The sequence below is a fragment of the Paenibacillus sp. GCM10012306 genome, assembly GCF_042649265.1.
Lineage (GTDB): Bacteria > Bacillota > Bacilli > Paenibacillales > Paenibacillaceae > Paenibacillus_AQ.
In genome coordinates, this window is the sequence record NZ_JBHRYW010000012.1 from 45,508 (window position 1) to 66,734 (window position 21,227).

Annotated in this window: 15 protein-coding genes; 11 read left to right on the plus strand and 4 right to left on the minus strand. The window is 40.7% G+C overall.

The window, feature by feature from the left end; genetic code table 11:
- Positions 1-453 precede the first annotated feature (453 nt).
- Complete coding sequence (locus tag ACFORK_RS22640) at positions 454-1,029, plus strand: sce7726 family protein (RefSeq protein ID WP_379203287.1); 576 nt, start codon at positions 454-456, stop codon at positions 1,027-1,029.
- On the opposite strand, the gene ACFORK_RS22645 is transcribed toward ACFORK_RS22640, so the two are convergent.
- Complete coding sequence (locus ACFORK_RS22645; protein WP_379203289.1) at positions 998-2,074, minus strand: beta family protein; 1,077 nt, start codon at positions 2,072-2,074, stop codon at positions 998-1,000. The genes ACFORK_RS22640 and ACFORK_RS22645 overlap by 32 nt on opposite strands.
- Before the next feature lie 571 nt (positions 2,075-2,645).
- Here ACFORK_RS22645 and ACFORK_RS22650 point away from each other — a divergent pair.
- Entirely contained in the window at positions 2,646-4,409 is a 1,764-nt protein-coding gene (locus tag ACFORK_RS22650; RefSeq protein ID WP_379203290.1) for a hypothetical protein, read from the plus strand.
- A gap of 1,172 nt (positions 4,410-5,581) precedes the next feature.
- The gene (locus tag ACFORK_RS22655) at positions 5,582-7,669 is read left to right on the plus strand and encodes a P-loop NTPase family protein (protein ID WP_379203293.1); all 2,088 of its coding nucleotides are present in this window, start codon (positions 5,582-5,584) and stop codon (positions 7,667-7,669) included.
- Positions 7,670-8,766: 1,097 nt separating this feature from the next.
- Here ACFORK_RS22655 and ACFORK_RS22660 read toward each other — a convergent pair.
- Complete coding sequence (locus ACFORK_RS22660) at positions 8,767-9,141, minus strand: hypothetical protein (protein WP_379203295.1); 375 nt, start codon at positions 9,139-9,141, stop codon at positions 8,767-8,769.
- 693 nt (positions 9,142-9,834) lie between these two features.
- Here ACFORK_RS22660 and ACFORK_RS22665 point away from each other — a divergent pair.
- From ACFORK_RS22665 to ACFORK_RS22685, 5 genes are all read left to right on the plus strand, one after another.
- Positions 9,835-11,475: a TQXA domain-containing protein gene (locus ACFORK_RS22665; RefSeq protein ID WP_379203297.1), complete on the plus strand. Its 1,641-nt coding sequence runs from the start codon at positions 9,835-9,837 to the stop codon at positions 11,473-11,475.
- Between the two features lie 733 nt (positions 11,476-12,208).
- Complete coding sequence (locus tag ACFORK_RS22670) at positions 12,209-12,925, plus strand: MBL fold metallo-hydrolase (RefSeq protein WP_379203299.1); 717 nt, start codon at positions 12,209-12,211, stop codon at positions 12,923-12,925.
- A 77-nt stretch (positions 12,926-13,002) separates the two neighbouring features.
- Complete coding sequence (locus tag ACFORK_RS22675) at positions 13,003-13,551, plus strand: hypothetical protein (protein WP_379203301.1); 549 nt, start codon at positions 13,003-13,005, stop codon at positions 13,549-13,551.
- A gap of 370 nt (positions 13,552-13,921) precedes the next feature.
- Positions 13,922-14,911, plus strand: coding sequence for a tRNA dihydrouridine synthase (locus ACFORK_RS22680; RefSeq protein WP_379203539.1), 990 nt, complete (start codon positions 13,922-13,924; stop codon positions 14,909-14,911).
- 128 nt (positions 14,912-15,039) lie between these two features.
- Positions 15,040-15,609: an SF0329 family protein gene (locus tag ACFORK_RS22685; RefSeq protein ID WP_379203303.1), complete on the plus strand. Its 570-nt coding sequence runs from the start codon at positions 15,040-15,042 to the stop codon at positions 15,607-15,609.
- 240 nt (positions 15,610-15,849) lie between these two features.
- Here ACFORK_RS22685 and ACFORK_RS22690 read toward each other — a convergent pair whose 3' ends face one another.
- The gene (locus ACFORK_RS22690) at positions 15,850-16,752 is read right to left on the minus strand and encodes a hypothetical protein (RefSeq protein WP_379203306.1); all 903 of its coding nucleotides are present in this window, start codon (positions 16,750-16,752) and stop codon (positions 15,850-15,852) included.
- Positions 16,753-16,905: 153 nt separating this feature from the next.
- Positions 16,906-17,250 carry a helix-turn-helix domain-containing protein gene (locus ACFORK_RS22695; RefSeq protein ID WP_379203308.1) on the minus strand — a complete coding sequence of 115 codons (345 nt, stop codon included), beginning with the start codon at positions 17,248-17,250 and terminating at the stop codon, positions 16,906-16,908.
- Between the two features lie 986 nt (positions 17,251-18,236).
- On the opposite strand from ACFORK_RS22695, the gene ACFORK_RS22700 reads away from it, so the two are divergent.
- From ACFORK_RS22700 to ACFORK_RS22710, 3 genes are read left to right on the plus strand one after another with little or no spacing between them, the layout of a single operon-like run.
- On the plus strand, positions 18,237-18,569 hold the full coding sequence (locus ACFORK_RS22700) for a nucleotide pyrophosphohydrolase (protein ID WP_379203310.1): 333 nt from the start codon (positions 18,237-18,239) through the stop codon (positions 18,567-18,569).
- A gap of 10 nt (positions 18,570-18,579) precedes the next feature.
- Positions 18,580-20,445, plus strand: coding sequence for a DNA/RNA helicase domain-containing protein (locus ACFORK_RS22705; RefSeq protein WP_379203313.1), 1,866 nt, complete (start codon positions 18,580-18,582; stop codon positions 20,443-20,445).
- Between the two features lie 35 nt (positions 20,446-20,480).
- Positions 20,481-21,197: a restriction endonuclease gene (locus ACFORK_RS22710; RefSeq protein WP_379203315.1), complete on the plus strand. Its 717-nt coding sequence runs from the start codon at positions 20,481-20,483 to the stop codon at positions 21,195-21,197.
- The last annotated feature ends 30 nt before the right edge of the window (positions 21,198-21,227 follow it).

Genomic DNA, 21,227 nt, shown 5'->3' on the forward strand with positions numbered 1-21,227 from the left:
AGTGTAGATTCACCGGCATCCCCTAAGGTTGATCTTCTTGTCGCTTCATAGCATCGCTTGTTATACGGGATCTTACGTCCCAACCAGCCTCAATCATGGTCATGACAAGTAGGGGTGAACATTATAGCTCTCGGGATCAAGTCCCACGGGCAGGTACGTTCGACCAGGCTACTTTAATCCTCTATGCAAATGAAAAAGGATCAACCAGAAAGAACTGGTTGATCTCATAATACGAACGGGCAGGAGAGTTGAAGATCAAACGCGGTGAACCGTATCATAAGTAGGGCGAATTTTTGGCTGAGTATGCTTGGTTAAGCACTAAAATTAGGTTCATTGAGAGAAGTATTTCCAATTATTCTGCTGTTCAAAAATTAGTACCATGTGCTAAAATAGTGGTGTGTGTTTAGTTGTTTGAAATGTAAAAAATGTATTTATTTGAGGAGTTGAGGGACGATGAAGACTCGGGATATTGATATACGCGCCTCTCTTCATTCGGTTCTTCGAGAAGAGCACAAAAATGAGCCCGATACTTTGATTCTTGATGAACTTGGCTTATGCCAAGGTGATGCAAGGATCGATGTCGCTGTTGTAAATGGAGCAATCAATGGTTATGAAATCAAAAGTGAGAGCGACACTTTGGAACGATTACCCAGACAAACCGATGCATATAATAGAGTTTTTGATACAGTTACTATTTTGACTGCTTCTCGTTTTATCGAAGGAATTGAGGATATTATTCCTAAATGGTGGGGGATAATCAAGGCGGAAATGGATGCTGATGGAATAGTCTACTTCTTACCATACCGAACGCCTCATCAAAATCCAAGTATTGATCCCATTGCGCTTGCACAGTTGCTTTGGAGAGAAGAAGCACTTTCTGTGTTAAAAGAAAGAGGCTTGCAAAAGGGGTTACTTAGCAAGCCTCGACAAGTATTATGGGGTGCACTTGCGGAGCAACTCGAGCTTAGGGATCTTCAAGACGAGGTGCGGAAGAGACTTAAGGCAAGGTCACGGTGGAGAGTTCATTAGCGATGTACATTAAATGGTGATTGGTCCCGGCTTTGCGCCAGCTTGTGGCGTTCCCGGGGCCATCATTATTTTGGGCTACATCGTCTATATACAGATCACCTGCTGAAAAATTGCGACCCGAATACTCAGGATGACTTACAACTTGGCTGGCAAGCTGATGATACTGAGCGCTTCCGTATCTTCTAGTAATCTGACCTTTGAATATAATGAATTTATCATCAGCAGTGTATCGGATATTCGCACTCATGTTAATGAAGCGGGGGTCACCCTCAAATGGCTCAGGGTTGGAGATACCGTAATCCCCGAAAATTGGATCGCGGTTTACGGTGCCTGCTCGCAAAATCCTCTTCCATATTATCCATTCTGCACGGTCAATTTGATCGACAGAGTTTGCGCTCACATCGGATAAGTTCTTAGGGAATCCTGTTCCGCACAAAATGACATTCCTCCATGCATGCAAATATGGGAGATTGTCAATTAATCCGGTAAGGAATAGTGTGGTTCTCGTTAAAAGTGCAGGCTCAACATAGCCGTAGTCGACAACGAGATCAATTTGCTCTGGGCTCATTTGTAAAGCTCCCAGAAGCGAATCAATGGTTGGTTGAAGAGAATCAAAATCTCTTTCGGTTATTCTGATTGCGGCACCTAAGTGATCTATTTGGTTCGAAGCCACTACCTCTGCATTATAATCCGCATCACGTTCGGAGCTTGTAACAGGGACGAGAGGATTATGACGCGCTCGTGCTTCTTGTAAAATATACGCCAGAGGATGTAAACCGGACGTCATTCTCTCAGATGGATGAAGGTATAGAAGGTCGATGAAGGCTTTGTGAGGCCAAGAGCGTACCAGAGTTTCTCCGAAATTGACGAGGTGCTCGTCCACCGTTTTCTTTGGCATCTCATTTTCAAAGTCCCAGTCGATGGGAGCGATCTCAATAAGAGGTGTAATTCTTTCTTTCGAGGTGGGAGTGAGGACTTCTAGAGCCCTCTGCTCTCCTTGTTTCCATTTTACAACGGGTACATAATGTCTTCTTTCAAACGTCATGAACATTTCCCCTCCTAGTCATAGGTAATTAGTACCCATCGGTTGGGTGAAGGTCTCAGTTCTTCCAGTCTATATAATATTACATCAAAAGTCCTGGTTTGGCGATTTTTATCGTTTTTTGAGGGATAAAGGAAAAGCCCTTTCCGCCATATTGTCTGCGGAAGGGGCTACGCTTAAAAAATGCTTTTTGGTCTCTGAATTGAAGCTGAGTTCTACATCCTTGACCTTGGCTTGCCATCCAGGTTCATCTTCTTGACGATCAAGTGCAAGAACGTTTTACGTTGCTCGAATGGGGACTTGTGGAGCAGATCGTCGAACGCTCCATTAGGGAATGTACAAGCTCGTAGGGTCCAGGTTCAGCTTCGTCATCTCGCAGTTCCAGCTCTATTATGAGGTTTACGGAGTCCAACTATTCATCGGATAATCGCAATTAATTCGAGGATTTCTTGGAAATAAGTTATCCTACATTTCGATTTTTTTTGGACAAGAAAGATGAAAAGAAGTAATATATAGGTAAATAGTTCTATTTATTAGAAATGACAATAAGGAGTGGATGAGTTTTATCTTTTAAATGATAGGACCAACATTATGGATGAGTTTAATAATCCAAAGAAATGGGGAATTAATTTTGATTCGTTTTCTAGTTGTGAAACCAAAGCAAGCAATAGAAGATTCCTACATAACTAATTTAATAGATATCTTAAATGAACCTACCAATTCTATTGAATGTGTAATATATGATAATAAAGAAGCTGATTGGAAAGTGAAAATAGAAGGTGCCAATAATAGTGGTACTTTCTTCGCAAATTTCTCTTTAAACACATATGATGGGATTGCGCAGCTTATAGTTTTTATAGAACCTCAACGAGTTGAGTCCAATTTTAACAATGAATTACATCGTATTAAGGTATTAATAAAGGATACTTTGCTAAAACAATGGGAAAAATGTGTTTGGTTGTTTGATGAACAATCTATTTATTTTGCTGAAATACTTTATGGAAGAATGTATCGAGTAGAAAATCTTTTACGAAGTGTTATAAGTAACATAATGGTCACGCATATTGGTATTGAATGGTGGGAAAAGTTGGCTCCCCTCCAACTTAAAGAAACATATCAAAAGAGAGTCCGTGGCTATAAAACTCTGACTAAAGACTTTAAAAATGTAGATGATTATCTGTTGGCAATTGATACAGATCATCTAAAAAATATAATGACACATACCACAAAAGAGTGGACTCCTTCCTATGACTCCGAGATTGAATCATTACTTGAAAGAGATAATCAAGCAGATTATGGGAGAATAATGGGTTTGCTGAAAAAGCAATTGAAAAACAAACAAAATCTTTGGGATACTCTTTTTAGAAATTATTTTAAAGGAAATCCTGATTTTGAAGAAAGTATTTCTGATACTATTGATTTTCTTGAAGCATGGGATGAATACTGTAAGTATAGAAATCATATCGCTCACAATAAGCTTTTGGATTTTCATGCATTTGAATTAATTGAAAACAATGTAAGTTTAGTTGAAAGTCTCATCATAGAAGCGGATAAGCGTTTCCAATCTTCGAAGGTTTCCGACGAGCAGATGCGTGAGGCTCACGAACTAGTAATGGAATTTGAACTTGAGCAAAGGATGTATGATGCAGCAGGAGTCAAGGTTTATTCTGAAGATCGAATTCAGCAGATAATGCAAAACTTATTCCTTCAATTCGCTTTGAATATAGAAGAAGAAATAAACAGATTGGATCTTGAAGCAACTGTAGAGGTTGAACCTATTTTTATTCCTGAAAAATTCAGCTCCATTCTAGAAATTGAGAGTAAAATTGATGAAACAAAAATAATAGTCCAAGTGAAGACTGAAAAGTTATCAGAAGATGCGGGAGAAACTAGTGTCTTTTTAGTTCAACTGGTTAATTCTGAAGGCGAGATTATTGAAGATTGTAAGGTTGAATGGAGAAATGGAAATGCTGAATGGAGCGCAGAGGATGGTTTTTATAAACCAACAGTAAAAGAATATTTAGATGATGCAGAGCTTAATCTATTGAAAGACAATATACTCAAAAATTTAGATGAATATTTTACTAATTATATCGACGAACTCGATTCTGGAAAATATGCAAGCGTAAAAGACGGTGACAAATATCCAATTTGTAATGATGCATGTGAAAATTGTGGGGAATTAACTGTAAGTATTGATGACAGCATATTATCATATGGTAAATGTGCAACCTGTGGTTATGAGAATGATATATCAACATGTATGAGATGTGATGAGGAATTCATTGGTACTTCTGATTTATGCGAATCATGTCAAGACTATATTGATGCTGAATGAGTTTAATTTGAAAGAGCCTTGAATAAAGGCTCTTTTTTGTGAGACAAAAGATTATCTGCTTATGATAAGAATGGGCGATTTTTGTTCGTTTTAATTCAAGAGATTTCGCCCTATTTATGATACGGTGACCTTAAACAAGGCAAGCCTGAAGAGATACTATGAATTGTTAGCGGTACCATACTGATCGGATTGATTTCGGGACTCTTAGAGCCCTACTAAAGTGAGGAAAAATAAGAGAATCCTTGGAGTAAGGAAAGAAATTAAGGGTTTCGAGCAAAAATGGACAATTTTACCGGTATATGCTGATTTACTCCTGTTTCTTTACGTTGAATAAATTTTCTGGAACGTCTATAATAAATTATAATTTCAAATGCGCATTATGCAATAGCATGCACCAGAACATCGCGAACTTCGAAAACGCGAGGATATGTTCTGTAAGTTTGTTTCGTACAAACTTTGATGGCCGGTTACTCAACCACAAGGAAGAGGCATGGTCTATTCAGACTATGTCTCTTTTATTGTTTCAAGAGCTAGACAAGCCGTTGTGATTTGTGGTTTGAAAAATCCAGATTGCAGGAGGAAAGAAATTGGGCAATTCAAAATCCACAAAATCGAAGACTAGGGGGCAGAGGGAGTTTCAACTCACGAATATCGCTTCGACGATCGCAGTATCAGGCCCCTCGGGTTCTGGTAAGTCGTATCTGTTATCGTTAGTTCTCCCTGAGACCAGCAATAACCTGTTGGTCTGGAACGTGTGGTTGAAAAAAGCCGCATTGATTGAAACGAAGTGTTTTATATGAGCAAATGGACTGTTAATGTATTACTCTTGATTTTTGCACTTGGAGTGCTACTTTTAGCCTGGCATTATGGAGTTATTACCATAAATGTTTTTGTAACTAAAGTGCAACTCTGGGCGGCTCTGGAATGGTTCCTAGGCATTTTAGCTTCTGGTCTCCTATGTTACTACATAGGTACAAGGAAAGGTGGTCCTAAACCAAATGGGTGAGGATCCTCTTCCCCTGTTTTAGGGTTTCTATCAAAAACCATTAGTAGAACAAGAGTTAGCAAATACCGGTCTATGTAACTTGTAACTCTCCCGGCTAGAAGGGGATGTTGTTGTTCACCGCAGGCGAATTGTAAAAGAAATTATTTCGTAGGAGGAAGTTCCATAAATGGATAATATTAATTCGAAGGACAAGATGAAACAGAAACGCTCTCGGTTTCGTATGCAAGAAAATGCTCCGACAATCACAGTATCAGGCCCCTCGGGGTCTGGTAAGTCGTATCTGTTAACGGTAGTTCTCCCTGAGACCAGCAATAAACTTTTGGCCCGAAACGTGGGGATGAAACAAACCACCTTGATTAATACAAAATTGATGCTCGATGGTACAATGAACAAGGATGAAGCAGTCATTCGCGTTAAAATAAGGCCTTTTGACACCATGTTAATCAAACCAATTATACACGAGATGATACTGGACGTCATATTTGAGAACAGGGATGAGCTAGAGGAACTGGAATTAGACGAGGATGTGGTGTACAACGTGCTCAATCCTCGAAATCGGGCCTATCACTTTGCTGAATTTGTCCAAACACATAGTGGTGAACAAGGGTGTCCAGATCAGGAAATTCTCCGGAAATTGCTACAGCGTTTCTTTGACGGCTTGATTCCAGAAATAAAAGAGGCAGTTAAGGAGAAAGAGAAGGAGACCAAAACCGTCTATCCTAAGCCTAAGAAGAAGGAAATTTACGAAATGGTCATTCAAGAGCGCTTGGGAGAAGGTGAAGTTCAAAGTCTGGAGAATGAAGTCTATACCTGGTTCATGCAACTCTACAGTTTTGTTAAAGGTGAGATACTAAAAACGTGCGAATTTCTTGATTCAGAGCAGGTGTACGCGGTTGTTGAGGACCGTGTAGAAAGCGACTCGATCAAGAATCTTATTCAGGACACCTACGATGTGGATAGCCCATACTCGCTTGTTATTGAGGAACTGTCTTACTGCGTGCAGCCATCCACACCCTTTGTGGTGGCTTTTGAGGAAGCCTATCGTGAGGAGGCAAAGCTTGGGAAGGTACTTAGACTCAATATTCTCGATACGCCTGGTTTAACTCAAACGGGAGAGACGAAGGAAGAAATGCAGGAAGTTCTGCAACAGGTAATGGGGCATCAATCTGACGCATACCTATTCCTTTGCAGTACGGATGAACGCCCGGTGGTATATGAAAACATGAAGGAACTTCTTATTAAGAGAAGGGAGAAATTTCAGGAATTACCGATTAAACTTCTTCGGACCAAGGTGGATTTGAACCTGTATGAATTGATGAAGCAGGATCACCTTATGGATGTAGGCCGTCCTGAGTTTACGGATACTGAGGCACTCTTTTATGCCGAAAAAGCTTACGAAAAATTCACACAAGCTATCGAAGCAGAAAACGTCGAATTGAGCGAAAGTTTGGGTGTCTATAATCCGCTTGATTTCATTTCATTAGACTTTACGCGCCTGCGCAGCTTGGCCTGGTCTTTCTTCGAAAATAAACCGACAATAGAAAAGGAAAAACTGTTCCATATTTTATTCGACCTTTCCCGTAAAGTACATGATGCTCATATGCCGTCATATGCAGGACGCCGCTACCTGCAAGTGAAAGAATTGGATGAACCAGCACTTTTGGTTAAGATGAATAAGGAAATGGAACAACTACTGGAAGACTTTGCTGCACACATGAAATTGATGAACTCACGCGAGTATCAAGGGAACTACTACCAATTTGAGTCGAAAAAGAAACTGTATCATGGTCGTTCAGTATATACCGGCCTGAGGAAGGCTCGGATCGGAGAAGGGCATGAGACACGTGCAACGGTGTACGAAAACTTTAACATCCATGTCCGAAGCATGATCCAAAAGTGGACGACAGCATTTATCCAGAACCGTTCAGTTGTATTTGATGTCTCATTTGAGAATATTAGGGATTCCGAAACCAAAAGATTAGCGGAGATTGAGGCACCGCAAGTTTTGAGGGACATCTTCCGGCAACAATTGTCTCAAATTCTTTACCGCATTGGTAAAGCGTTGAGTTACGACGGGATGAAGATAGAAATTGAGGATATCTACGCCAAACACGCACCAGACCAGGCCTTCCGAAATAATATGCGCCTTTTTTACGCCAAATTCAGTGACGAAATGTATTGGAAGGAGGGACTCTCACGATTCTTACAGCAGGAACTGAATCAATTGCTTAGTAGGATGTACTTTTACGAATAGGCAAAAAATATGCTGAATATGAGACCTTTGATTGGATATTGCCATGACATATTCCATTCTCAGTTTGTCATTTTATAATTGTGGAAGAGAACTCTTGTATAATGCTTTAAAACTTAGTAGAGAGTATAATATTAACTCGTGGATTTCAGGTTTAGTTATTTTCTTTGGTTTAATTATTGGATTAACAAATTTATATTTCTTAGTGTACTGCTTTATTTTATTTGCTACCGTAACAGGGCGAGGGGGTGCTGATTGGTCCACTTCCCCAAATATCATGAGCATCACGCGGCGTCGAATTGTGGATTTATACAGCCACGACTCACCGTGTCGAACCCTTATCCCAAACCATCAAAGGCACCCAATCGGGTGCCTTTAGATTTCGCTCTATAACTGATACGGTGAACCTTATCATAAGTAGAGCGAAATTTTTGTTGTAATGACAAGACGAGAATATTATTTCAAAACGAATTGGTTCCTATTTTCGTTATAATCTCTTTCAAGAACTTTATATAGATCTTTATATAGATCTTTAGGGTCTTGAACACAACGTTTTGTACTTTTGTTTTTTTCTCAAACTGTGACTTAACTATAGGTTACAAGCAAGTCAATGTCTTTGGATATAGATATGGAAACGGGCATTATCTTAAGCATGTCCGCAAGGGTATGCCTACTGATAATGCCCGGATTGAAGTGCTTATTTTCTATGCTAAAGTTTGAAAACATGCCTTTGAACGTCACTGTTTACTATTATCTCAATCGGATGATCTTGTCTTACATATGGGGAGGAGATCCCTAAATTTAACTGCTTTTAGTTGGTGATAAGATTAGTTTGTAGGCTACAAAAGTTATGATAGCATACACGATACCATAAAGAACCCAAGCATCTAAATTTACTTTGAGCGTCCTTAAATTATTAGCGATAAATAGGAGCGGGAGAAGGGCAGCAATAATTAAACCTATATAAATTTTCCCCTCGAATCTAGTAAATAACAGACCAATTAGAAAAGCGATAATGGGGCAAACAACAAACAGTCCAATAAGCGGGTTAAGGTTAGGAAACAACAAATAAAGCATTTGAACACCCCACAAAGAATAATTTAATTAATTGTAAAAAATCGAATCATTTCTTTACTTGATTTATACTTTAATGGTATTATTTTATCTTCATTTCCGTTTCCTAGATCATATTTTCTAATCTCTCTTACTCGGTCAATAGGAGCATTTTTTACATAATCATATAAAACAAAAACGGTGTTACCCACATACTGAACTCCCGAGACGATTCCGCGTTCATCCTGTTTTTTTCTCAGAAATGCCTCATGTTGTTTTAGTTTAAGTGTCGTTGGTTCCTCATCGAGATTATTGAAAATAACAACATCTGAATCATCAGAGAAAATATAGATGCAATCGTTATAAATTTGACTGTCATAAAGCGAAAAAGGATTTTTAGATATTGTTATTTCTTTTTCCATTATACCACTTTCTGGATTGATTATTTGCATTATGGGGTGAAATTGTAGGTCGGAAGTGTTTCCATCAAGTAATACAACCAGTTTATCTTTTAATATTTGGAGGGAAGATATGTTTTGTCCTACGGTGCATGTGGAGTCGGTGGCGTTGTTGGTACGGAAGTAGTGTGAACATCTCAAAAAGTTGACCTAAGAATTTTAAAGTCGTGTTAAAGCTTATAAAGTCGTATCAAAAAGCCGAGCGAAACTCAGGTATCCACTCCTGTTTTCACTCCAAAGCGCTTTCTCTAACTCCATTCATTTCCCTTGTTATTCCCCTGCTATTTCAACTCGACTTTATTTGCCCGCATTGAAACAGGGGAGTGGGGTGAGAGGTGTCCAAGCCAAGTGGGACAAGGCTTTGCGGCAATTTGATGGGAGGGCGGCGTGAGAGACTATTTGGAAATTGCACAATAGTAATTTAAAGCACATTTACCTGCAGAACCCAAGCTTTATCAGCTTGGGTTCTTAATATTTGTATCCTTGGTAGTAGTAAGGAAGAGAATTGAACTAAGTGTTGGAGCAGCTATGCTACTAAAGAATCATATCCGATAAAAGCATTTAAAAAACGACATCGATAACCGATACAAGTAAGAACAAAGCACTTTCGAAAAGTGTTCTGTTCTTTACTATGATCATAGAAGGGAGAGACCTCAAATGAATAAAATAAAAGTGAAGCTAGCCATATTTCTGATTATTCTGCTAGGTTCGACCTCATTTCAATCTATCCAAGCAGCTCCTACAGTTGTTGAAAAGTTTGAGGTCGTAGATCATTGGTTTCCCAATGTGCGAATGTACCCTATCATTGTTTTAGCAGAATATAATAACGGAGTTTATGAACGAAGGCCGAACAGAGCAGGTCTACCTGATGGTATTTTAGCTTATTGCTTTGACAGGTCGAGACAATATCCACTTACGAAAGATCTTTTCGGTTATCGTGACGGTGAAGAGTTCTTTTCACCACTTAAAGAAATTAACAACTACTCCATTAAAGGAAAGGTGATTAATGGGGATATGTTAAGAGCGATCCTGCTCAATGGTTTTCCAATGAAGAGTGTTGCAGATTTACAAGCGGCCACTGGTATTACAGGTTTGGATGAAGACATGGCACTTTGGGCTACCCAATATGCTATTTGGCATTACACTAATGGAGCGAGTTTGAATGACTGGCGTGGGCAGCATTATCCGCCAACACCAGCGGGAGAGGATTTGTTTAATTACTACATCAGTTTAGCGCCTATAGGGCCAACGTATACAGAAGCCGATGTGGATGTATATGATCAGCAATTATCATTTGATGCGAATGATAACCTTGTTGTATCAGTATCCTATAAAGCAACAGAAAAGAACTATGATGGAACTGTCATTTTACCATCAGTCCAGCTTGATAATGCTACGGAGGCTAGATATCCAAAAGCGACTGTAGTTGAATCAACATACACCAATCCAAGTCTTAACAGTAAGACGATCACGATTACAATCGCTGATGGCGATTATGATGATACGGCTTCAAATGTAGATATTGGACTCCAATTTATGATGCGTCAATCTGTCAACGATGTGTTCATCACTTCGTCAGTGAAATATATCAATGATATTCAAGATTTTGGTGCGGTCGCAGTCAATGTATTGGATGTGCAAAGAAATGTGCTATTGAACTTTAAACTTCCCGTGTCGCCAACACCAGCACCAACAGCAACATCAACGCCAGCACCAACAGCAACAGCAACACCAACGCCAACACCAGCACCAACAGCAGCACCAACGCCAACAGCAACACCAACACCAACGCCAACAGCAACACCAACACCAACTCCAACAGCGACACCAACAGCAACAGCAACAGCAACACCAACGCCAGCACCAACAGCAATAGCAACACCAACGTCAACAGAAGAACCAGAACGGGGAGTAGAGCCAACGGCAACGCCGACGCTGACTCCAACAGAAGAACCAGGACCGGTAGAAGAGCCAACGGCAACACTAACGCCAACTCCAACAGAAGAACCAGGACGGGTAGAAGAGCCAACGGCAACGCCGACTCTAACAGTAGAATCAGAATGGGTAGAAGAGCCAGCACCGATGCCAACACTAACACCAGCCCCAACGCCAACAGAAAAAACAGAACGGGTAGAAGAACCAACACCAACGCCATTTGAACGGACAAATGTAAATGAAGAAATAAGCGTCCTTCCTAAAACGGGTGAAGAAAGTAAAACTATATTTTATATTATAGGAGCGGTATTTATTGTCGGCGGTTTGTGGCTATTTAGAAGAGATCGCATGGGTAGAGGTTGAGTAAATGATGTACCTTGAAAAAATGGCCGAAAGCTGCTCGAAAGAGGGCTGACCCTCCAGAGACACTCATTCTGCTGATCCACCCTACTATGTCGGCACCGATTATTACGGGGACGGCTTCTCTCTCAAGATCATCGCGACCTTGCTTGCTCGTCTGCTGGCAAATATCAAAAGCAAGGCGATGCTGCTACACAGCAAGGGAGAATGGCGTTCAAGAAGAGAACAGGGTTTGGTGGTCAGGGTGAAAATCGTTGTTTGCCACCTTGCATACTGTGCTCATTGCGGTAAAGGATTGAAATATAAAAATGACCGAGACGGTTGTCAGTTAAGGCGGAGCCAATGAACGTATTATGCAGCAGCGAAGTCAGGGGCTCTGCAGAGTTACAAATTGATGACGAGAAAGCTCTACGAAAAGTGCTTTAGCACTTGATTGAACACATCAAGATTGAGATGGATTATGAAATTATTATCAACTATAAGAAAGTCACGTAATAATAAGTCGGGCTCAGGCGAATGAAGCGCTTGGGCCTTTTTTTTGAACCAGTGCAAAGCTCTAAAGGGGAACGTTGGCGTGTTTTAGTATGAAGCACCATAGCCGGATATCATCCAGCAGTACAAGTGGAGGTGGCTGCCCTGTAATAAAAAACAAATAAAATAATGGACTACTGCTTATGTAAACTTCAGCTATGGTATGCTTGGACAAGGATATGGCTTTAGCAGGAGGGTTTATTTTATGGAATTGAGACAGCTAACAGATCGTGTTTTTTATACTATGTTTAGTAAAGAGTCCGATAGGCCAGTTCTTGGATATATACATGGGCAAAAATGTTCTTTAATGGTGGACTCAGGCAATTCTAAACATCATGTTGAATCGTTTAATGAAGCTGTACGTAATGAAGGATTCAGAAAACCGGAAATCATTGCGATCACGCATTGGCACTGGGATCATACTTTTGGGATGCATGCAGTGGAAGGTGTAACCATTGCCCACGAAAAAACGAATGCTAAATTAGCGGAAATAGCTAAGTGGGAATGGACAGATTCTGAAATGAAACAGAGATTAGCAGAAGGGGTCGAGATTGAATTTGCAGATACTTGTATTCGTACAGAGTACCCTGTGCTATCGGAAATACGAGTAGTGACTTCGGATATCTCCTTCAGCGGATATATGGAAATCGATTTAGGAGGCATTGTTGCAGAATTACATCATGTAGCCTCTCCGCATAGTGACGATTCTGTCTGCATATTTGTACCTCAAGAAAGAGTATTATTTATTGGCGATGCCGTTGGATTGGATTATTATAATAATCTCTACCTAGATAAAGATAAATTGCGTTCTTTAATTACAGCGATTGAAGGATTTGATTTTGATACTTGTGTAGTAGGACATGCTGAACCTGTAAGTAAACAAAAGATTGTTGATATCATGAATTCTCTTCTGGAACGTTAGAAAAAATTCTGCTCAGCCCATAACGATTTCATCACGTTGTATATCTTGAGCAAAGCGAAGGGACGGGGTTAAAAAACATGAAGGAACCATCCGAACAGCTCATTGAAATGCTTGGTCAACCGTATAATCCTAAGAGTGTTCAAACCTTGCTGCAGTCCTTCGGCGTCAAGCGGATGCCAGGTCCAAACAGCTTTTTTAACGACGATATCATCTGGTCTGTAAAATCATCGATACGTATAGATCTTTATCGCGCGCCAAAAATAAATGATCTGACCGGGCTCCAATATACCAATCAAGAGGAATGGATTATGGGTGCCGTACATTTTCTTGCGCCCGGGTCGGATGACAGAATTAAGGCTCCGTTTCCCGGATACCTTCCCTCAGGAATCACGATGAGCTCAACACCAGATGAGTCGATAGAGGCATATGGTCAACCTGGGCTGGATGAAGACTGTGAGTGGCCTGGATTTTCCGGCCGAATCTTGGCATGGCGCAAGCCGGGCATCAATATCGCAATTGAATATGAGGACAGTGAGAATGGTGTCAAGATGAGAAGCTACCAAGCCTGTCTAATTGGCTGTATAGGCGCTTGGCGAAATGATAATCCGGAGGTTTTTGCTCCTTGATCGTAGGTTCCCCTCACAGCTGTGTGGGAAGAATAATGGGTAACTGTTACAGAATGGCTCCTCCCACTGCTAGCCTGGAAGCCAGAAGTTAACCAACATGAAGCTAGAAAACGAAGAGACGCCGGGGATACCCGAGTGTCTCTTTATTATCTGTGGGGTTGTTCTCAGAATGAGAATGGAACAATGTATTAACAGGAGCTTGTACACTCATTAGAAGCAATTGTGATAAGATTAAACCATTAGCGTTAACATATACTGTCGTTTGATCTGCGCTGCTTAAACATGCTATAAGTGAAGAACCAGGGATATGAATAAGTATATATATTTTTGCGGGATAAAGATTTATCTTGGCAGCTAGAGAGGGTTTAATATAATGAATAATTTTTGGCGTGAATTACCACGGCCTTTTTTTATACTGGCGCCGATGGAAGATGTGACGGATGTTGTGTTTCGCCATGTAGTAAGTGAAGCAGCCCGGCCGGATGTTTTTTTTACGGAGTTTGCGAATACAGAGAGCTATTGTCACCCGGAGGGGAACCATGCTGTGCGCGGGCGTTTGACGTTTACAGAGGATGAACAGCCCATTGTAGCTCATATCTGGGGAGATAAGCCGGAATTCTTCCGTCAAATGAGTATCGGGATGGCGAAAGAAGGATTCAAAGGAATTGATATTAACATGGGCTGTCCTGTAGCGAATGTAGCAGAGAACGGGAAGGGAAGCGGTCTGATCTGCCGTCCTGAGATCGCAGCGGAGATTATCCAAGCAGCTAAAGCCGGCGGACTGCCCGTCAGCGTAAAAACAAGGCTCGGTTTCAGTGAAGTAGATGAGTGGCGCGGCTGGTTAACCCATATTTTGCAGCAGGATATTGTGAATCTGTCCATTCATCTGCGCACCAGAGAGGAAATGAGCAAAGTAGATGCGCACTGGGAGCTGATCCCAGAGATTAAAAAGCTTCGTGATGAGGTGGCACCAGATACACTACTGACCATTAACGGGGATATTCCTGACCGTGAGACCGGTCTCAAGCTCGCTGAGCAGTACGGTGTGGATGGGATTATGATTGGGCGCGGTATTTTCCATAATCCGTTTGCTTTTGAGAAGGAGCCGAAGGAGCATAGTAGTGAAGAGTTGCTGGATCTGCTACGGCTGCATCTGGATCTCCATGATCAATATTCGGGACTGGAGTCCCGTTCATTCAGACCTCTTCAACGATTCTTTAAAATCTATGTCCGCGGATTCCGCGGGGCAAGTGAATTAAGAAATACCTTGATGAACACCAGGTCAACCAGTGAAGTGCGTGCGCTACTGAGTGAATTTGCAAGCAAGACGCAGGATGAGGCAGAGGAACAAGAAGATTAAGCTGCCCAAATGGTAGAAACCCGTGTGGAAATAGAAAAAAGACGCAAACAAATGAGGATCGGATGAATGGAGAGGGGGACAACCCGAAGCCATCCAGCCTTTCCTCTGTTTTGTTATGGAGGGATCACATGTCCTGGAGCAAATTGAAGCAACAACTGGAGGGCTTTCTTAGTCCTGCGTTAAACGGAAGGGTAGAGTACCGCGCACCGGGTTACCGTTATCTGCCTGATAAATCAGGGATTTGTTATATTACCGTAGATAAGAAGAACATCCTCAACATGAACGATAAAACGAACCCTATAAGATGGTATCAAACAGAGCTGGAAATTAAGAACGATCCAGACATTCAAATTCCTATCACCAATGAAGAAATAGAAGCCGTCAGAAAAGATACTAAGGGGCCAGTGCCAGAGGACCGCCTAATAGTCATTGCCAGAGGCAGAAAAAGTACAGAACATGCAAAAGAGCTTTTGTCAGCACAGGCTGCATTAAGTAAGTCGAATTTTACTGTTGTGGCTAATAAATTCCTAACTACTCCTATAGAGGAGAGCTTGGAGAGCAGCGAGATTCTATTGAATGTGTTGGCTTTGATGGACAAAAGAGTCGGGAAGAAGCGGATTTTGGGTATGGCTGAGAAGATGGAGTTGAAGCATCCGGTTGTGCGGTGGTTTTATGATTTGCGGCGGGGGACGTTGTGAGGTATGGTACCGGGAATGATTATAGATGGGCAGTTTGTTAGTAATGCTCAATCCACACATGTGGAGAGTTACTTACTGGTAGTGTGAAACGGCCGCATTTTAGAATAAACTATATAAAAATAATGAGGGGCTATTGCCCCTCTTATTGGTCATTGAAATGATCAGAAAGACTACTGTTTCAATTTTATTTGATGTGATAATAGAGTAATTCTTATAAGCACATTTATATAGTATTTCTGACTAATAAATAAACTTGTCTAATTCAGCATCAGTCATTGCTTTATTACTGTATAAAAAAGGGATGGCATCATGGTAGTCTTTTAAAAACGACTGGTCACTTTCTGTTTTCTCATTATTATATTTATATTTCCAATTACGCTCTTCTTTTGATATTGCATTTTTGAGCTCTTTCTTTGTGGTCCGATAACGAGTTTTCCCTTTGGGAGTGGTATATGCGGTTTCTTTTTTAGCTCTTTCTAGAATTACGCGCATTAAAAATTGATTTGCACCAAAAAAGTACTTTTTTCTAACTATATTCTTAGGAGTCAAAAGTATTTTATTATTTTCATAACGATAGCAGGGGAGTGTTTCTTTTTTCCAAGAAGATGAGATCATATCCCAGGTATAAAAGGTGTCTTCAGAGTTGGGGCTTACATTATAAATAGCTAATTGTTCTAATGTAAACTCGTTTAATTGGAGATGTATAATATTGGTCATCATATCTGAAAGTCCATCTTCATTGAATCCTGGTATAGTAACAGGTAAATCCATTGCTTTTGTAATAGATGGTATATTCACTGCTAGTCTTTCGAGATTTTTAAAAGTTTCTATTAGACCTTCTGCTGTATTTCCATGTCCGTTATCTCCATTTCCGTAACCTAACTTTGTATAATTAATTTCCCTTGCACAGGATAATAGCTCTAATTTTTTTTGATCATCATTGTTGCGATACGCTTCATAAAATTCATTAAAAAAGCTATTCAACAGATTTGTTGCCTTATCATACCAAGGCCCTCTTTGAGTTTCTATTAAACAAGGATCAATAAACAGTTTTTGATCCTTTAATACATTAATATCTACAAATTCATAAAGAGAATGTCCAGTTCGAGATTGATTTAGAAGTTCGGAAATATGTTTTTTCATATTAACCCCCCATGCTAGAGTTCAATCGCCATATTTAGTTATAGAACACTTTCTATTTTACAGCATTCTACATTATTTTACAAAAAAATCATCGGTAATAGTTAGGAATAAATAATATTGCTTTATGAAAAAATGTAATTTCACTAAATAACTCTACTTCTCACCTTTGCCTATTCCCATAGCAGCAATCACTTCCCGGGTTACCCGAGTGATTGCTGCTATTTCTTTTACACTTTTGCTGCTAAGCAAAGCCATATGTTCATCTAGAGCCTTGCGGCGTTCTGTCTCATCATCGAAGCGAAAGAATTCTATAGCTGGAATATCAAACGCCGCAATAATTTTCTCCAATGTCTCTAATGAGATGTTTCGATCTCCTCGTTCGACACCGCCTATGTAACTGTAGTGAAGCGAAGCTGCTTCAGCAAGTTGTTCTTGTGTCCATCCTTTTGCTTTTCTAAGCTCACGAATGCGATTGCCGACGCTTTCTGGTAAATTCATGGGATCACCTCTACATTAAGGCTAGAAGAGGAAAGCTAACCCTTACAAACTATTAAGAGCAATTTGATGATCTACGAAAAAGTACTTATAAGTACTTTTTATATTGACCCTCTAGATGAGAAAATAAAAAATGTAGGTATGGATAAAAAAAGGGGGATTCACACATACCTCTCTCTATCCTTAAAGCCTTCAACCCAGACATTTTTGTCCAAATGCTGGAAACTGCTTATTATTACGAACAGTGGGACAAGCTGCTATACACTGCAGATATTTTGCATAGCTATTCCCAGCGTATCTATTAAGAGCGGCTGTGCTGAAAGGTGATGGGGATGACGATCCCATTAGTCAAAATGCAGCGCCCTCTTTTTTATTATTTTGGGTTCAGTCAACAGATGCGAGGAGTTGCATGTAAGCATCTGGGGGATTACGAGCAGGCTAGAGATAGCATCTACAGATACGTAGAACTTGGGTGGTTGGAGGACCTAGGGAAGGAAGAGAAAGGGATTGCTCATGAATTTCGAAACTGGCAAAAGCGAATTTATATGCGGTAGAGATTTTATATGGAAAGACAGAATTATTAGAGGAGTATGTTCGCTTTCTTCAGACTAATCCAAAGGAACAGCCTGATGGGCTGCTTGTAATTGTGCAAACTGCCCTTTGTTATGGAGTGAACGTGGATGAGCAGTTGGGCCACTTTACTGATGATATAAATGAAATCGAGCTAGAGCAGGATAATATTGCGCAGATGAAGTACAGAAGGTTTTATTGTTTATTGAATTTATATAATATGCGGGAAGCTCTAAATATAATATATTAACCACCTTATTTAGTTTGACTATTTTTGGTCTCCATAATATTCTTAATTAAGAAGCATATAACAAAGGCCAAAGCATGGCCATAAGTGACCATTCAGAGGCGTATCCCAGGCAAGGGAGAACTGCCTCTTTTTGCGTTGTTTACTTCCTTATCATGATAGGAGCACACAGATGAATGAAGAGCTTATAAAACAAATCTTGGCCTTTCGAGAGAATAGGAACTGGGAACAGTTCCACAATCCGAAGGATTTGGCGATTTCATTGAGTATTGAAGCGTCTGAATTGCTAGAAAACTTTCAATGGAAGTCCTCGGAGGAGGCAGTTCAGTCGAAAAAGGAACAGATCACCGATGAACTCGCAGATGTGTTAGTGTACGCAGTGTACTTAGCGCAGTCGTTAGAGCTAGACCTTGAGGACATAATCCTCGCAAAGCTTATTAAGAATGAAGCCAAGTATCCGGTTGAAAAGGCATTTGGGAAAAAAGACAAATATACTGACCTATAGGGGAGCCTACATGATAATTTACAGCAGCAGTGCGCTAGCTTTCCGAGAGAAAGTTGATAGTAACCAGTTAACTGTAGAAATTGAGAATGCTTTTATCAGCAAGATGGGTATGCGACCCAGTCCCGGGGAAAGAAGAGCCTGGAACAACTCTATGCAGTTCATGGAACGTGTAGTGCGTAACTCAAAGATCGCTGATGATTGCGGTGTTATGATTGAATATAATATCCCGGCTACTAGTAAGCGGGTAGATTTTATAGTTGCTGGTCAAGACAAGGAAGGTAAAGATAATTTTGTAATCGTAGAATTGAAGCAGTGGGATGCGGCTAGCGAAACAGACCGTGAGGATGTAGTGGTTGCTTATATCGGAGGCAGAGAACGTGAAACTCCACATCCTTCGTATCAGGCATGGTCTTATCGGCAGCAGTTAGAGGATATGAATGAAGCTGTTCATTCCAGTAATCTTACCAGTTACTCTTGCGCATATTTACATAATTATCGAACTCCTCAGCCTGACCCGTTAAAAAGTGAACAATATCAAGGCTATATCCGTAAAGCACCGTTATTCATGGCGGAGGATACACTTAAACTTCAGGAATTTCTGCATAAGCATATTGGCAAAGGAAATGGAGTTAATCTGCTTTATCTGATTGAGAACGGAAAAATTCGTCCATCTAAGAAGCTGATTGATCATGTGGACGGGCTGTTCAAGGGGAACTCCGAATTCATCCTGCTGGATGAGCAAAAGGTCGCTTATGAGACCATAATGAGTTTAGCTAAAGACACGAGCAAGAAACGTACAATCCTTATTAAAGGTGGCCCCGGCACAGGGAAGTCGGTGATCTCTATGAACGCGCTCGGAGGACTGCTGAAGCATAAATTAAATGTGAGATTTATTGCTCCTAATGCATCCTTTAGAACGGTAATGGTAGAGACCTTGGTGAAGCAGCAGGCGAAGAATAAGGCACGGGCACGATCGCTTTTTGCTGGGTCGGGTCAATTCTACGATACACCGGAGAACTTTTATGATGTTATGGTTGTAGATGAAGCTCACAGGCTGAAGGGAAAAGGTGCTTATCAATATCGTGGTGACAATCAGATCGAAGATATTATTAAGGCTTCTAAAGTAAATGTATTTTTTATCGATGATTTTCAACGGATTCGTCCGGATGATATTGGATCAGTAGCGGAGATTAAGCGGATTGCTGATCTACACGATTCAGAAGTTCATGAGTATACTCTTTCTGCGCAGTTTCGCTGTGCGGGTGCAGAGGGATTCATTAATTGGGTAGATCATATTTTTCAGATTCGCCAGACAGGTAATTTTAACGGGTGGGATCAGAGCACTTTTGAGTTTAAACTCATAGATAGTCCCCACAAACTCTATCAAGACATTAAGGATAAAGTGAGCGAAGGTAATAAAGCTCGTATGCTGGCAGGATTTGCTTGGAACTGGACTAAGGATACCGAAGGGAACCGAAATGGTGAGATCGCCGATGTAACGATTGAAGAGCATGACTTTCAAATGCCGTGGAATGGACGGGCAATCTCTAACACTTGGGCAATTCATGAACACGGATTAGAGCAGATTGGTTGTGTGCATACTTCACAGGGCTTGGAATTTGACTATGTGGGAGTCATTATTGGAAATGACTTGAAGTTCGATCCTAAGAGTATGCAGATTTATGCTGAATATAATGAATACAAAGATACCATGGGAAAGCGCGGACTGAAGAACAACAACCAGCAGCTTACAGCGCTTATCAAAAACATTTACAAAGTGTTAATTTCTCGCGGAATGAAAGGATGCTACCTGTATTGCCGAGATCCTGAATTAAGAGAGTACCTAGAGGATCAACTCAAGCGAGTAATGGCATAACATTACAATTATACTAGTATATCTAAGGAGTATTTATGGCATCAATTATTGGATTTATAGTACTTATCATCGCCTTATCCATCTTGTCCGGACTGATTCAAGGTAACAAGAAGAACAAACGGCGCAGTTCAGCCAAACGAAAAACAACTGCTAAGAAAAGCGCTACAACTGGCTTTAATCGTGCCTCTACAACGTGCAGACCGGATGAAGTACTCTTAAAGGCACCTTTAGATCAAATTAACGGTGCTGAGTTTGAAAGACTGCTATCTCTATATTTTCGGGATCAAGGCTATACCGTCAAAGAAGTAGGAGTAGGCGGAAAGGATGGCGGTGTAGACTTGGTTATTATTGATAAGCGCGGCGAAAAAACTGCAGTGCAAGCCAAGTGTTATGCTGAACACAATAAAGTGCAGGTTATGACGGTTCGTGAATTGGTAGGCGCTAAAAGAAATCATGACTGCATCTTATCTCTGTTAATCACCACTTCAGATCTTACAGCGGACGCAAAACGAGAAGCGGAGCAATTTAAAGTTGATTACTGGCATGGAGCTCTGATCGAGAATAAGCTTCGAGCTTGGGGGAAATGGCAGCCTACAAAAGGTAAAGTAAAGCCTAAAAAAACTAGTAGCAACAAAGTTAAAGCCGTTACCTGTGCATGCGGGGCACCAATGGTTCAGCGTAAGAGTAAAGAGGGCACAGCTTTCTGGGGCTGCAGTAATTATCCAAGCTGCCGGAAAACAAAGGCTATGTAATTTTAGAGAAAGACCATCCTTAACGTAGCA